The sequence below is a fragment of the Massilia mucilaginosa genome, from assembly GCF_011682145.1.
GTDB classification, from domain to species: Bacteria; Pseudomonadota; Gammaproteobacteria; order Burkholderiales; family Burkholderiaceae_D; genus Telluria_A; species Telluria_A mucilaginosa.
In genome coordinates this window covers 23,004-38,339 of record NZ_WHJH01000029.1, presented here as the reverse complement: position 1 = coordinate 38,339, position 15,336 = coordinate 23,004, and the positions used below count along the sequence as shown (strand labels likewise).

9 protein-coding genes and 3 tRNA genes are annotated in these 15,336 nt (G+C 60.1%); 1 reads left to right on the top strand and 11 read right to left on the bottom strand.

What is annotated here, in order from left to right; genetic code table 11:
• Positions 1–120 precede the first annotated feature (120 nt).
• The 9 genes from F2P45_RS20955 to F2P45_RS20915 all read right to left on the bottom strand — a co-directional run bounded on the left by F2P45_RS20955 (position 121) and on the right by F2P45_RS20915 (position 9,243).
• Entirely contained in the window at positions 121–2,052 is a 1,932-nt protein-coding gene (locus F2P45_RS20955; protein ID WP_166879499.1) for a SurA N-terminal domain-containing protein, read from the bottom strand.
• Between the two features lie 211 nt (positions 2,053–2,263).
• A tRNA-Asp gene (locus F2P45_RS20950) sits at positions 2,264–2,340 on the bottom strand.
• Between the two features lie 33 nt (positions 2,341–2,373).
• Positions 2,374–2,449: transfer RNA gene (locus F2P45_RS20945), tRNA-Val, on the bottom strand.
• 66 nt (positions 2,450–2,515) lie between these two features.
• Positions 2,516–2,833, bottom strand: a complete 318-nt coding sequence (locus F2P45_RS20940; RefSeq protein ID WP_166879595.1) for an HU family DNA-binding protein — start codon at positions 2,831–2,833, stop codon at positions 2,516–2,518.
• A gap of 98 nt (positions 2,834–2,931) precedes the next feature.
• Positions 2,932–5,358 carry an endopeptidase La gene (lon, locus tag F2P45_RS20935; RefSeq protein WP_166879496.1) on the bottom strand — a complete coding sequence of 809 codons (2,427 nt, stop codon included), beginning with the start codon at positions 5,356–5,358 and terminating at the stop codon, positions 2,932–2,934.
• A gap of 284 nt (positions 5,359–5,642) precedes the next feature.
• Positions 5,643–6,911: an ATP-dependent Clp protease ATP-binding subunit ClpX gene (gene clpX, locus F2P45_RS20930; protein WP_166879493.1), complete on the bottom strand. Its 1,269-nt coding sequence runs from the start codon at positions 6,909–6,911 to the stop codon at positions 5,643–5,645.
• Positions 6,912–7,127: 216 nt separating this feature from the next.
• A complete protein-coding gene (gene clpP, locus F2P45_RS20925) occupies positions 7,128–7,745 on the bottom strand; it encodes an ATP-dependent Clp endopeptidase proteolytic subunit ClpP (protein WP_166879491.1) in 618 nt (205 codons plus the stop codon).
• A gap of 37 nt (positions 7,746–7,782) precedes the next feature.
• Positions 7,783–9,123, bottom strand: coding sequence for a trigger factor (gene tig / locus F2P45_RS20920; RefSeq protein ID WP_166879488.1), 1,341 nt, complete (start codon positions 9,121–9,123; stop codon positions 7,783–7,785).
• Positions 9,124–9,156: 33 nt separating this feature from the next.
• A tRNA-Leu gene (locus F2P45_RS20915) sits at positions 9,157–9,243 on the bottom strand.
• A gap of 226 nt (positions 9,244–9,469) precedes the next feature.
• Between F2P45_RS20915 and F2P45_RS20910 the strand changes: the two genes are divergently transcribed.
• Positions 9,470–10,837, top strand: a complete 1,368-nt coding sequence (locus F2P45_RS20910) for an MATE family efflux transporter (RefSeq protein WP_166879485.1) — start codon at positions 9,470–9,472, stop codon at positions 10,835–10,837.
• Between the two features lie 172 nt (positions 10,838–11,009).
• Here the strand turns inward: F2P45_RS20910 and F2P45_RS20905 are convergent, their stop codons facing one another.
• Both F2P45_RS20905 and F2P45_RS20900 read right to left on the bottom strand, forming a co-directional pair.
• Positions 11,010–14,111 carry an efflux RND transporter permease subunit gene (locus F2P45_RS20905; RefSeq protein ID WP_166879482.1) on the bottom strand — a complete coding sequence of 1,034 codons (3,102 nt, stop codon included), beginning with the start codon at positions 14,109–14,111 and terminating at the stop codon, positions 11,010–11,012.
• The gene (locus F2P45_RS20900; RefSeq protein ID WP_370663291.1) at positions 14,108–15,274 is read right to left on the bottom strand and encodes an efflux RND transporter periplasmic adaptor subunit; all 1,167 of its coding nucleotides are present in this window, start codon (positions 15,272–15,274) and stop codon (positions 14,108–14,110) included. Before F2P45_RS20900 ends, F2P45_RS20905 begins: the two co-directional genes overlap by 4 nt.
• Positions 15,275–15,336: the final 62 nt, after the last annotated feature.

Genomic DNA, 15,336 nt, shown 5'->3' with positions numbered 1-15,336 from the left:
ACCTTCCGTCGCATACGGACCAAGGTGCCTGGCGGCGGGTCCGGGCCGCCCAAGTGTCGCGGGACGAAAAAAAACCCGGCAGCGCAAGCGACCGGGTTTTCATCTGACTGAACAGCGAACTTACTTCACTGCCGGAGCTTCTTTCGTATCGGCTGCGGCAACCTCGGTCTTGACGATGACCTTGGCCTTGGCTTTTTCTTTCAGCGCATCGACATAAGCGCGCATCTCGACCTGGCCGAGGCGTTCGGCGATCTCTTTCTGCTCGGCGGTGCGGCGCACCTCGTCCACCTTGGCTGGCTGCGATACCTTGTTGATGCGGTACACACCGTAGCCGACGCCAGGAATGTCGACCCCCACATACGCCGGCAGCTTGCTGGCGTCGGCCTTCAGGACCACTGGCAGCGCAGCCTGGTTGACCGCCGTCGGCGTCGCACGGCTGACCACCTTGGCCGCGCCGAAGCCGGCAGCGTCGCCGCTGGCCTTGGCTGCGGCGATCTTGGCTTCGCCGGCTTTCTTGGCCAGGCTGGCCGCTTCCTGCTGGGCCACGCGGATACGGATGATGTCCTGCACTTCGGCCAGCGGACGCTTGCTTGCCGGCGAATATTCCGCGATGCGGGCCGCGACCAGCATGCTCGGCTTGACTTCGATGGCTTCGGTATTGTGCTTGTTCTTGACGACGCTGTCCGAGAACACGGCGCTCAGGAACTTGGCATTGTTCAATGGCGACTGGGCCAGCGCCGGATTTGGCGTGCGCGTGACGTTGTCCAGCGTTTCGATCTTCAGCTTCAGCTTGTCGGCCACCGGCTTCAGGCTGGCGGACTGGTCGTACACGGTTTCGGTGAAGGTTTGCGCCAGTTCCGAATACTTCTTCGACATCTTCGGCTTCTTCACTTCAGCAACGAGCGCATCCTTGACTTCGTCGAACGGCTTGATGGTTTCCGGCACCAGCTTGGTGACGGTCACGATGTGGTAACCGAATTCCGATTCGACGACGTCGCTGATGTCGCCCTGCTTGAGCTTGAACACGGCGGTTTCGAGCGCCGGACTGAGCATCTTGCCCTTCTCGGCCTGGCCCAGATCGCCGCCCTGCTCCGCGCTCGCAACGTCCTGCGACTTGGTTTTGGCAACATCGGCAAACGTCGCCGGCGCCTTGCGCAGCTCGGCCAGGACCGCGTCGGCCTTGGCTTTGGCGGCGGCCTTGTCGGCAGCGCTGGCGCTCTTGGCGGCGTTGAACAGGATGTGGCTGTACTGGCGCACTTCCGGCGTGGTGAAGCGTGCCTTGTTGGTTTTGTAGAACTCGGCGACTTCTTCATCGCTCACGCTGACCAGGCCTTCGACCGCGGCCGCGTCGAGCACGACGTATTCGATCTTCGCTTTTTCAGGCACCTGGAACAAGGTGGCGTTCTTGTCGTAGAAAGCCTTGACCATCTCGTCGGTGACCTTGACCTGGGCCTGCTGCTCGCTGGCCGGGAACAGCAGTTCCTGGACTTCGCGCTCTTCGTCGAAGATGTTCGACATGCGCGTGGCGACCGTGCGCGGCAGGAATGCGGATTCCTGCACGGTGCCGGTCAGCTGGCGCTGCACGAAACCGCGGCGCAGGCTGGCCTCGTACTGGGCTGCCGTCATGCGGGCGTTGAGCAGCGCCGCTTTATAGACTTCCACATCGAACTTGCCGGCGGTTTTGAATTCATCGTTCTGCTGAATGGTGCTGACCAGCACATCGTCGCCCACGGTCAGGTGGCTGCGTTCGATTTCCGCTTCGAGGGCGCGCTGCGCGATCAGGCTATCGAGGATTTCGCGCTTGAATTCAGGCGTGTCGAAGCGCTTCTGGTCGAACTGCGCGCCCATCATGGCGCGGTATTGGTCGACCTGCTGGCGCTGCGCCTCTTCCCATTCGGGCTGCGTGATCTTCTTGCCGTTCACATTCGCCACGACGACGGTACTGTCGGTGTTTTCGTTGGTGGCCATTCCACCGACGACCAGGAACGAGGCGGCCAGCAACACGAGCATGACCTGGATCCAGCGTTTGTGATTACGAATAAATTCAAACATGGTTTGCCAATTCGAGATAAATAAAATTGCGATTGAATGCGATTGAGACGCACATATAAAAAAAGGCGAACTTTCGTTCGCCTCTTCTTTTTTTGACAGGACTGCCAGGACCCGGCCGCCTTGTTTGCGAACCATGGAAGCGGCGCATGGCCGATTCCTGAACCCCGGCGCACCCCCCGTTCAGGGACTGCACCATCGTACTGCTATATGCTGGCGGAGCGGACGGGACTCGAACCCGCGACCCCCGACGTGACAGGCCGGTATTCTAACCAACTGAACTACCACTCCCGTAAAAAACACTGGGTACCGCATGTCATGCTCTGGTGGGGGCTGAGAGGCTCGAACTCCCGACCCGCGCCTTGTAAGGGCGCTGCTCTACCAACTGAGCTAAACCCCCGCAAGCACACCTGTGTCACCAGGTGCCTCTGACATTTTCCGGTGATTGTCACCTCACCGAAGGACATTAGTTTACTGCATCCTTTAGCGCTTTACCAGCTTTAAATTTAGGAACTTTCGCCGCCGCGATCTTGATCGCTTCCTTGGTGCGCGGATTGCGGCCGGTGCGCGCGGCGCGCTCGCCCACCGAGAAGGTGCCGAAGCCGACCAGGGTCACGCTGTCGTTCTTTTGCAGGCTGGCGGTGACGGCATCGATCATGGCGTCGAGCGCCCTCGTGGCCGAGGCCTTGGTGATGTCCGCCGACTTCGCGATTTCTTCGATCAATTCTGTTTTGTTCACTTGTGCCCCATTAAGAGTTGCGGCGAAAGGAAATTCGCAGCGCATATTAAACAAGCCGTCCATCGGCCTGTCAAGCCAAATACAACCCGAAAAAAAAGCAAGCGTCACGAGGACGCTTGCTTCTGTACCGCGGTGACGCCGGATTAGTGTTTCACGACGTCCGTCTGCGGGGCCACGCCGTCGACCTGGGCGGTGGCGGCGACGGCGGCAACGGCGGCAACGGCCGGCACTTCCACCACTGGCGTCGGCATGCGTTCGAGCGCGATTTCGAGCACCTTGTCGATCCAGCGTACCGGAACGATTTCGAGCTTGTTCTTCACGTTGTCCGGAATCTCGGCCAGGTCCTTGACGTTCTGCTCCGGAATCAAGACGGTCTTGATGCCGCCGCGATGCGCCGCCAGCAGTTTTTCTTTCAGGCCGCCGATCGGCAGCACTTCGCCGCGCAGGGTGATCTCGCCGGTCATCGCCACATCGGCCCGGACCGGAATCCCGGTAAACACCGACACCAGCGCGGTGGTCATCGCGATACCGGCCGATGGACCGTCTTTCGGCGTGGCGCCTTCCGGCACGTGAATGTGAATGTCGGCTTTTTCGAACACGTCATTCTTGATGCCGAGGCGGTTGGCGCGCGAACGCACCACGGTGCGCGCCGCTTCGATCGATTCCTTCATCACGTCGCCCAGGGTGCCGGTGCGGATCACGCCGCCCTTGCCCGGCATTTGCACCGCCTCGATGGTCAGCAAATCGCCGCCCACTTCGGTCCATGCAAGGCCGACCACCTGGCCGATCTGATTCTCTTTCTCGGCCACGCCAAAGTCGTAACGGCGCACGCCCAGGAACTTGTCGATGTTCTTGTTGTTGACCATGACCTTTTTATCGGCCTTTTTCAGCAACAGCATCTTGACGACCTTGCGGCAGATCTTCGAGATTTCGCGCTCGAGCGAACGCACGCCGGCTTCCCGGGTGTAGTAACGGATGATGTCGCGGATCGCGCCTTCGGCCACGGCGATTTCTTCTTCCTTCAGGCCATTCGCCTTGATCTGCTTGGGCAGCAGGTAACGCTGGGCGATGCTGGTCTTTTCATCTTCCGTGTAACCGGACAGGCGAATGACTTCCATGCGGTCGAGCAGCGCCGGCGGAATGTTGAACGAATTCGAGGTCGCCACGAACATCACGTCCGACAGATCGAAGTCAACTTCGATGTAGTGGTCCGAGAACGTGTGATTCTGTTCCGGGTCCAGCACTTCGAGCAGGGCCGAGGACGGATCGCCGCGAAAGTCCGCGCCCATCTTGTCGATTTCGTCGAGCAGGAACAGCGGATTGCGCACGCCGACTTTCGCAAGCGATTGCAGCACCTTGCCCGGCATCGAACCGATATACGTGCGGCGGTGGCCGCGGATCTCGGCTTCGTCGCGCACGCCGCCCAAAGCCATGCGCACGAACTTGCGGTTGGTGGCCTTGGCGATCGACTGGCCCAGCGAGGTTTTACCCACGCCCGGAGGACCGACGAAGCACAGGATCGGCGCTTTCAGTTTGTCGACGCGTTGCTGGACCGCGAGGTATTCCAGAATGCGTTCTTTGACCTTGTCGAGACCATAGTGATCGCCTTCGAGCACTTTTTCGGCGTTCGACAGGTCGTTATTGACCTTGGACTTTTTCTTCCACGGTAGATTGACCAGGGTGTCGATGTAGTTGCGCACCACGGTCGCTTCGGCCGACATCGGCGACATCAGCTTGAGCTTCTTGAGTTCGTTGGTAGCCTTGTCCAGCGCTTCCTTCGGCATCTTGGCGGCGATGACTTTTTTCTCGAGTTCGTCGATATCGGCGCCATCTTCGCCCTCGCCCAGTTCTTTCTGGATCGCCTTGACCTGCTCGTTCAGATAGTACTCGCGCTGCGATTTTTCCATCTGGCGCTTGACGCGGCCACGGATGCGTTTTTCGACTTGCAGGATGTCGAGCTCGCCTTCGAGCTGGCCGAGCAGGTGCTCAAGACGCTTGGCGACATTGAAGATCTCGAGGATCACCTGTTTCTGCTCGAGCTTGAGCGGCAGATGGGCGGCGACGGTATCGGCCAGGCGGCCGGCGTCGTCGATCCCTGCCAGCGAAGCGAGGATTTCAGGAGGAATCTTTTTGTTCAGTTTGACGTACTGGTCGAACTGCTGGACGATCGCGCGGCGCATCGCCTCGACTTCGGAATCGTCGCCGATTTCCGAATTGAGCGGGGTCAGGTCGGCGATAAAGTGCGTCGGCGCATCGCTGATGTGGTTGATGCGCGCACGCTGGGCGCCTTCGACCAGCACCTTGACGGTGCCATCGGGCAGTTTCAACATTTGCAGAATGTTGGCCACGCAACCGATTTCGTAGATGTCGGACGCGGATGGCTCGTCTTTGGCTGCGGCTTTCTGGGCCGCCAGCATGATGCTCTTGCCCTGTTCCATGGCCGCTTCCAGCGCCTTGATGGATTTAGGACGGCCGACGAACAGTGGGATCACCATATGCGGGAAGACGACCACGTCGCGCAACGGCAGTAAGGGCAGCGTCGTTTGCTCGGTTAATTTGGAAGTTGTCATGGCATACCTTATAGAAAGCGTGTTTACGATATTGGCACCATCTGCCAAAACACAAGACCGGCGGATAAAATATTTCTACAAGTTATTTGAGTATTCATCAACTTGATTCAAATACAACCGGAATAATCTAAAAAAACTTTATCGGAACATCAAATAAAAAAGCCACCGCGCAGCGGTACCGCTGCGAGTGGCTTTTCGAATGAAGCCTGATTCTTTTATTGAGGTAAATTGTACCGCCAAGAATTCAGGAATCAATGCTTTTGTTGCGTCCGCATCGCAGAATTTCAGTTTTCGCCCGATGCCTTGGCGCTTTCGCTGTAAATCAGTAAAGGTTTTGCGCCGTTCGTGATCGAATTTTCATCGATAACGACCTTGATGACATTCTGCTGATTCGGCAGTTCGTACATCACATCGAGCAATGCATGTTCAAGAATGGAACGCAAGCCGCGCGCGCCCGTCTTGCGTGCCAGTGCCTTGCGCGCAATCGCATGCAAAGCGGCCGGACGGATTTCCAGTTCCGCGCCTTCCATTTCAAGCAACTTGGAATACTGTTTAATCAAGGCATTCTTCGGCTCGATCAGAATCTGGATCAGCGCTTCTTCGGTCAATTCGGACAGGGCGGCAACCACCGGCAGGCGGCCCACCAGTTCCGGAATCAGGCCGAACTTGATCAGGTCTTCCGGTTCGGCTTCGAGCAGCACGTCGGCGCTGGCGCGCTGGGACTCGCTCTTGACGCTGGCCGAGAAACCGATGCCGCTCTTTTCGGAACGGTTCTGGATGATCTTGACCAGGCCGTCGAACGCGCCGCCGCAGATGAACATGATGTTGGTCGTGTCGATCTGGACGAAATCCTGGTTCGGATGCTTGCGCCCGCCTTGTGGCGGTACCGATGCCATGGTGCCTTCGATCAGCTTGAGCAGTGCTTGCTGCACGCCTTCGCCGGAGACATCGCGGGTAATCGACGGATTGTCCGATTTACGCGAAATCTTGTCGATCTCATCAATGTAGACGATGCCGCGCTGGGCCTTGTCGACTTCGTAGTTGCAGCTTTGCAGCAGCTTCTGGATGATGTTCTCGACGTCTTCGCCCACATAACCGGCTTCGGTCAGGGTGGTGGCGTCGGCGATCACGAACGGCACGTTGAGCATGCGCGCCAGGGTCTGGGCCAGCAGGGTCTTGCCCGAACCGGTAGGACCGACCAGCAAGATGTTGCTCTTTGCCAGTTCGACTTCGTCCTTCTTGCCCAGGTGCTTGAGGCGCTTGTAATGGTTGTAGACCGCAACGGACAGGATGCGCTTGGCGGTTTGCTGGCCGATCACATACTGGTCCAGCAATTCCTTGATCTCGTTCGGGGTTGGCAGGTCCGACTTGGCGCCGGCCACCGTTTCGACGTTCGAGGTCTCGTCGCGGATGATGTCGTTACACAGGTCGATGCATTCGTCGCAAATGAAGACGGATGGACCTGCGATGAGTTTCTTCACCTCGTGCTGGCTCTTGCCGCAGAACGAGCAGTAGAGGAGTTTTTCGCCGCTGGAGGATTTTTTTTCTGACATGGGGCAGGGTTCTCTTGAATTGCTATAAATGTAACGCGAACAGACGCGCAACATGAGTGTGCGCTAACAGCATGCTACCCGAAATAAAAACGAAACGCCCGAACGTCGTAGCGCCGGGCGTTCTTTCAGCAACAACCGAGGTGAACGTGGCGGGCGCCCTGCGGCACGCCGGACCGATCCGGTGTGCCGCTGGCCCTCACGACCCGCGCTGACAACTTATTCGCGCTTCGCAAGGACTTTGTCGATCAGACCATACTCAGCAGCTTCTTCGCCCGACATGAAACGGTCGCGGTCGGTATCCTTGTGGATCTGTTCCATCGTCTTGCCCGTACGTTCGGCCAGGATGTGGTTCAGGCGCTCACGCAGGTAGAGGATTTCCTTGGCCTGGATTTCGATGTCCGAGGCCTGCCCTTGCGAGCCGCCCGACGGCTGGTGAATCATGATGCGCGAGTTCGGCAGCGAAAAACGCTTGCCCTTGGCGCCGGCCGCCAGCAGGAAGGCGCCCATCGAGGCCGCCATCCCGGTGCACAGGGTCGACACGTCCGGCTTGATGAAGTTCATTGTATCGAAGATCGCCAGGCCGGCCGACACCGATCCGCCAGGCGAGTTGATGTAGAGCGAAATATCCTTGTCCGGATTCTCGCTCTCGAGAAACAGCAGCTGCGCAACGATCAGGTTGGCCATCTGGTCATGCACCGGCCCGACCATGAAAATCACGCGTTCCTTGAGCAGGCGCGAGTAAATATCGTACGAGCGCTCGCCGCGGCCGCTTTGCTCCACGACCATCGGAATGAGGCCGAGTGCTTGTGTATCCAATGCCGGATTATGATTCATACCTGTCTCTTCCTTTGTAAGCAGCCTAAAGCAAACTTTAAGCTTGTGCGTTGCTTCCCATCAACTCGTCGAATGCAACAGCCTTGGCTGTGACTTTCGCGATACCGAGTACATAGTTAACGACGTTTTCTTCCAATACAAGAGCTTCGACTTCCGACAGGCGGCGACGATCGCTGTAGTAGTACTTCAGTACTTCGCGCGGATCTTCGTAGCTTTGGGCGAAATCTTCGATCTGTGCCTTGACCTGCTCAGGGGTTGCCTGCAGCTTGTTGTCGCCAACCAGTTGCGACAGGATCAAGCCCAGGCGCACGCGGCGCTCGGCCTTGGTGGCGAACAGTTCTTGCGGGAATGGCATATCTTTGACATCCATGCCGCGCTGCGCCATGTCCTGGCGGGTCATTTCGGCCAGGCGGTCCGCATCCTGGGCGATCATGACTTTAGGAACTTCCATGTCGGTGACCTTGACCAGGGCATCCATCACGGCTTCCTTGTTGCGTGCCTTGACGCGGCCCGCGACTTCGCGTTCCAGGTTGACTTTGATGTCAGCGCGCATTTTTTCCAGGTCGCCGTCTTCCATGCCCAGCGATTTGGCGAACTCGGCATCGACTGCCGGCAGGTGCGCCCATTCCAGCTTTTTCAGGGTGATGGTGAAGTCGGCGGTTTTGCCGGCAACATCGGCACCGTGGTAATCGGCAGGGAAAGCCAGCGGGAAGGTTTTCGCTTCGCCGACTTTGAGGCCAACGGTGGCCGCTTCGAATTCCGGCAGCATGCGGCCTTCGCCGAGCACGAATGCGTAGTCTTCAGCTTTGCCACCCGGGAATTCAACGCCATCGATCACGCCGACGAAGTCGACGGTGACGCGGTCGCCATTGGCCGCGATGGCTTCGCCGCCGTCGCCGTGTTCGCCGGCTTCACCCTTGGTGTGGTAATGCACGCGCTGCTTGCGCAGAATGTCGATGGTCTTTTCGATTTCCGCGTCCGACACGTCGGCTTTCACGGTGTCGATCTCGACGCCGGAGAGGTCGCCGATGACGACTTCAGGATAGACCTCGAAGGTGGCGTCGAACGACAGCACGCCTTCAGCGGAATCTTCCTTTGGTTCGATTTTTGGGAAACCGGCAACGCGCAGCTGGTTCTCGTTCGCAGCTTCGTTGAATGCGCGGCCGACTTTATCGTTCAGCACGTCCGATTCGATCTGGTAGCCATACTGCTGGGCAACCATTTTCATTGGCACTTTACCTGGACGGAAGCCAGGTGCCTTGGCCGATTTGGCCTGCTGTTTCAGGCGCTTTTCCACTTCCGTACGGACGTCAGTCAGCGGAAAAGAGATCGTCAAGCGACGTTCGAGTTTACCCAGGGTTTCGACTGCAGTTGCCATGTAAAAATCGTCCAAAAAATAGTATTAAACTCGTGGTGCGAGGAGGGGGACTCGAACCCCCACACCATTGCTGGCGTCAGGACCTAAACCTGGTGCGTCTACCAATTTCGCCATCCTCGCGGGATCGCATCCGGCGCCGCCATGGGCGGCCGCATGCACCTTTCCATCTGAAAAAACAAAGGGCGCCCGACAGTGAAACCGGCCGCCCTGCACTGCCTTTGTTAGGGGCTACAACTTCAACCCGGTATTTTACTGGATTTTCTGACCACATAGGGCGTTTTTTGAATCGAGCTCAGGCGGCGTATAATTTGGAAACGTTTTCAGTCCTCTAAAGAAATACCTCCGCATGTCCTCCATTCAATATAACAAAGTCCGCAAGCTCAGTTTGTTCGCCATGACATGGCCGATTTTTATCGAGCAGCTCTCGCATATTCTGCCGGGCGTGGTCGATACCTTCATGGTCAGCCACCTGGGCGATTCGGCGGTGGCCGGGCTGGCGGTGGCCAACCAGATCGTCGGCTTTTGCATCATTCTGTTTTCGTTTGTCGGGATCGGCAGCGCGGTGGTGCTGACCCATTACCTCGGCGCCGGCGACCGCGCCGGCGCCGAGCGCGTGGCGGCCACCGCCGTCGGCATCAACTTCTGGCTGGGGATGATCGTCAGCCTGGCGATCTGGGGCTGTTCGGCCGACATGCTGCGCCTGCTGCAATTGCCGCCGCAACTGATGCCGTACGCGCAGCCGTTCCTGGCGCTGATGGGCGGCACGCTGTTCATCGAATCGATCAATATCGCGTTCGGCTCGGTGCTGCGCGCGCACGGGCACATGCGCGAAGCGATGTATGTCGCCATCGGCATGAACGTGCTCAATCTGATCCTCAACGTGATCCTCATTTTCGGCCTGCTGGGCGCGCCGGAAATGGGCGTGGTCGGCGCGGCGCTGTCGACCGTCATCAGCCGCGCCGTGGCCTGCCTGGCGCTGGCCTGGCTGGTGCGGCGCCAGCTCAAGCTGGGCGTGCGGCTGTCGTGGTTCGTCAGCCTGTCGCGCGCTACGCTGGCGCGCATCCTGCGGATTGGTTTACCGGCGGCGGGCGAGAATCTGTGCTGGCAAGCGAGCTTCATGGTGATCACGTATTTTGTCGGCCAGATGGGCGTGACCGAGCTTGCCACGTTTTCGTATGCGATCCAGTTGTCGATGATCATGATGATGCTGGGTATTTCCATCGGCATCAGTACCGAGATCATGATCGGGCACATGATCGGCGCGGGCGAGTTCGACGACGCTTACCGGCAACTGCTGCGCAGCCTGCGCGTGGGCCTGGGCGTGACGGTGGTGACGACCTGCGTGGTGGTGCTGCTGGCGCCGTGGCTGTTCGGGTTTTTCAGCAAGGACCCGGCGATCGTGGCCGGCGGCGCGCTGCTGCTGCGCATGAGTTTGCTGCTGGAGCCGGGCCGGACCTTCAATCTGGTGGTGATCAATTCACTCAGGGCCACTGGTGACGCGACGTTTCCGGTGCTGATAGGAGCGTGTTCGATGTGGGGCGTGGCGGTGCCGCTGGCATGGCTGCTGGGCCTGCATTTCGGATGGGGATTGATGGGGGTGTGGATCGCGTTCACTTGCGACGAGTGGGTGCGCGGCTTGGCGATGTATGCCAGGTGGAAAAGCCGGGTGTGGGAGAAACATGCGCGCGCGGTACGGGCGCATGTGGCGGCGTAAAGCGTGAACCAGCAACGCCGTCATCTACGGCAAGGCAAGCGTGGTTCCCCCACCACATTTAAGACCGTCTTCCCCGCGAAGGCGGGGATCCATAGCACCGTTAATCATAGGTGCTATGGGTTCCCGCCTTCGCGGGAAAGACGGTACTTAGAGCGGGGCCATGGCGGACGTATTACGTGCGCAGCGCAACCGCGTCGACCGGCTTTTTCACCCTGAAGCACGTCGCATACAAGGCCGGCAGGAACAGCAGGGTCAGCGCCGTCGCCACCACCAGCCCGCCCATGATGGCGACCGCCATCGGCCCCCAGAACACCGAACGCGACAGCGGAATCATCGCCAGCGCGGCCGCGGCCGCCGTCAGGATGATCGGCCGGCAACGACGTACCGCCGCCTCGATCACCGCATGCCACGGCTCCGCGCCGGCGGCGATATCCTGCTCGATCTGGTCGACCAGGATCACCGAGTTACGAATGATCATCCCGAACAGGGCAATCACGCCCAGATTCGCGACAAAGCCGAACGGCCGGTCCAGGATCAGCAGCGCCATCGCCGCACCGGCCACACCGAGCGGTCCGGTCAGGAACACCAGCAGCGAACGCGAGAAGCTGTGCAGCTGCAGCATCAGCAGGGTGAACACGATGAACAGCACCAGCGGCACATTCGCCGCAATCGACGCTTCCGCCGCCGCGCTGTCGGCGGCGGCGCCCGCCAGCGAGATGGTGTAGCCCGGCGGCAGCGCCGCGCGCAGGTCGGCCAGTTTCAGGCCGATCTGATCCGACACGGTCGGCCCCTGGATGCCGTCGACCACATCGGCCTGCGCCGTGATCGCCCATTCGCGGCCTTCACGCCACACCACGCCCGGTTCCCACACAAAGTGCGCACGCGCAATCTGCGACATCGTCACCGACTTGCCCGATGCGGTCGGGATATTCGTGTCGTTGAGCACCGCAATGGTGGCGCGCTCTTCGACCGGCTGGCGGATCACGATATCGATCAGCTTGTTGTCCTCGCGGAACTGGCCGATGGTGGTGCCCGACAGAATGGTATTCGCCGCGCGCATCACCGTTTGCGAGGTCACGCCCAGTGCGCGCAGTTTTTCCTGGTCCAGGTCGAGGCGCAGCACCTTGACCGATTCGTTCCAGTTGTCATTGACGCCAATGGCATTCGGGTTGGCGCGCATGATGTCCTTGACCTTGTCGGCAAAGTCGCGCACGACCGCGATTTCGGGACCGGCAACGCGGAACTGCACCGGATACGGCACCGGCGGCCCGTTCGGCAGCAATTTGACCCGCCCACGCACTTCCGGGAAATCCTTGGCGAAGATGTCGACAATCTTCAGGCGCAGCGACTCGCGATGCTCCAGCCCCTTGGCCAGCACGACGATCTGCGACACGTTCGATTGCGGGAAGATCTGGTCCAGCGGCAAATAGAAACGCGGGCTGCCGTTGCCGACGTAGCTGGTCACGCTCTCGACATTGGTTTCCTTGGCCATCAGCTTCTCGAACTTTTTGACCAGCGCTTCGTTGGCCTTGAACGCGGTGCCTTCCGGCGTCCACATCTCGACCATCAGCTCGGGCCGGCTCGAATCCGGGAAGAACTGCTTCTCGATGAAGTTGAAGCCGTACACGCCCAGGAAGAACACGCCCAAGCTCAGCGCGATGGTGGTCTTGCGCCACTCCACGCACCAGGTGACGACCCGGCGGAAGCGCTGGAAACCCGGCGTGTTGAACATGTCGTGCTCGCCCTCGCCGGCCGCGTGCGGCTTGACCTTGAGGATCATGTAGCCGATGTACGGCGTAAATATCACGGCCACCAGCCACGAAATCAGGAGCGCGATCGCATTCACCGAGAACATCGAAAAGGTGTATTCGCCGGCCGCCGACTTGGCCAGGCCGATCGGCAGGAAGCCCGCCGCCGTGATCAGGGTGCCGGTCAGCATCGGCATCGCGGTCGAGGTGTAGGCGAAAGTGGCCGCGTCGAAGCGCGACATGCCCTCCTCCATCTTGCGCACCATCATTTCGACGGCGATGATGGCGTCATCGACCAGCAGGCCGAGCGCGATGATCAGCGCCCCGAGCGAAATCTTGTGCAGGTCGATGTTGAAAAAGCGCATGAACAAGAAGGTAATCGCCAGCACCAGCGGAATCGTCAGCGCCACCACCAACCCCGGCCGCGCATCGATGCGCAGCGGCTTGGTGTGCAAACCGAGCGCCAGGAAACTGACCGCCAGCACGATCACCACCGCTTCGATCAGCACCTTGATGAATTCGCTCACCGAGGCCGTCACCGCGCGCGGCTGGTCCGATACCCGTTCCAGTTCGATGCCGACCGGCAGCTTGGCCTTGATGCGCGCCACAGTTTCTTCCAGGCCTTTGCCCATCTGAATGATGTTGCCGCCCTTTTCCATCGACACGCCGAGGCCGATGACTTCCTTGCCGTTAAAGCGCATCTTTTCGACCGGCGGATCTTCGTACTCGCGCTTGACGGTCGCAAAATCGCCCAGGCGGAAGGTGGTGCCGTTGGCGCGCAGTTCCAGGTTTTCCAGGTCCTTGGCGGTGGTCAACGCGCCGCTGACGCGCACTTGCAGGTTGTCGGTCGGCGTGACCAGCACGCCGGTCGCTTCGACCGCGTTCTGGGTGGCGATCTGGTTGGCGATGACTTCGAACGGCACGCCGAGCTGCGCGAATTTCTTGTGCGAAAACTCGATGTTGAGTTTTTCAGCCTGCACGCCGAATTGCTCGACTTTCGAGACCAGCGGCACTTGCAGCAGTTGCTGGCGCACGAAGTCGGCGTATTCCTTGACCTCGGCATAGTTGAAGCCGTCGGCCGAGAGCGCGAAGATCGAGCCGTAGGTGTCGCCGAATTCATCGTTGAAGAACGGCCCGATCACGCCGGGCGGCAAAGTGCCCTTGATGTCGCCGATCTTTTTGCGCACCTGGTACCAGGAGTTGGCGGTCTCGCGCGGCGGCGTCGATTCGCGCAGCTGCAGGATGATGATCACTTCGCCCGGCTTGGAATAGCTCTTGATCTTGTCGATGTAGGGCGTTTCCTGCAGCTTCTTCTCCAACTTGTCGGTGACCTGCTCGGCCATCTGCACCGCGGTCGCGCCCGGCCAGATGGCGCGCACCACCATCACGCGGAAGGTAAACGGCGGATCTTCATCCTGCCCCAGGTTCATGTAGCTGATCACTCCGCCCAGCAGCAGCGCCACGATCAGGTAGCGCGTCAGCGGGATATGTTCGAGTGCCCAGCGAGAAAGATTGAATCCCTTCATTTGGCGACCTCGACCTGAGGCGCGGCCGCGCTCTTCTGTGCGGGAAGCGGGTCGCTCGACGAGGTATCCGGCGGCAGGATCGTCACTTTCTGGCCCGGCTTGATCAGGTTCACGCCGGCCGTCACCACGGTCTGCCCGGCGCTCACGCCACCGGCCAGCACCACATCGTTGGCGGAGGTGCCGGCCACGGTCACGGGCACCATGCGCACCACGCCCTTGTCGACCACCCACACCGAGGTGGTGTTCTTTTCATGGAACAAGGCGGTCAGCGGCACCTTGATTTGCGGCGTGGCCATGGTGCTGGCGAACTGCACCATCGCGGTCATGCCCAGCTTGACGTCGGCCGCGCTGTCGGGAATCGAGACCTTGACCGCGTAAGTACGGGTGGCGGGGTCGGCCACCGGCGAGACTTCGCGCACCTTGCCGGGAATGACCACATCCTTGTTGGCCCACAGGCGCACGGTCACGTCGCTGAGTTTGCGCAGTTGGTCGACCTTGTCTTCCGGCAAACCGATGACGATTTCCTTCTCGCCCATCTTGGCCACGCGCACCACCGGCGTGCCGGGCGAGACCACCTGCCCCACTTCGGCGTCCACCGCGGTGACCACGCCATCGACATCCGACACCAGGGTGGCATAGCCGGCCTGGTTGGACTGCCCGAAATACGCGGCCTGGGCCGCATCGACCGTCGCCTGGGCCGAACTGTAGGCCGATTGCTTGGCGTCCAGCACAGCCTGGCTGACAAAATTCTTCACGCGCAATTCCTGATAGCGCTTGAGCTCGGCCTTGGCCAGGTCGCGTCCGGTTTCGGCGGCGCGCAGGTTGGCCTTGGCCTGGGCCTGCGACAGTTGCAAGTCTTGCGGGTCGAGCTGCATCAGCACCTGGCCCTTCTTGACCACGGTGCCGGCATCGACCTTGCGCGCGGTAATCTTGCCGCCCACCCGGAACCCGAGACGCGATTCGACCCGCGCGCGCACCTCACCGGCGAACTCGGCGTTCACGCCGACGGTGCTGGCGCTGAGCACGATGGCGCGCACCGGACGAATGTCTTCCTTCTTCTCCACGGGCTTGGAACAGGCTGCCAGCAAGGCGGCCATGATGGCGGCGCTGAGAATGGTCGTCGGTGCCAAAGGTCTTTGGCGCAGGTTTTTCACGGGGAACACGGTGTTTTCCTTTACTATGCGGTGGGCGCCACCCGAGGGCACGGCGATGATGTCGGGATGCT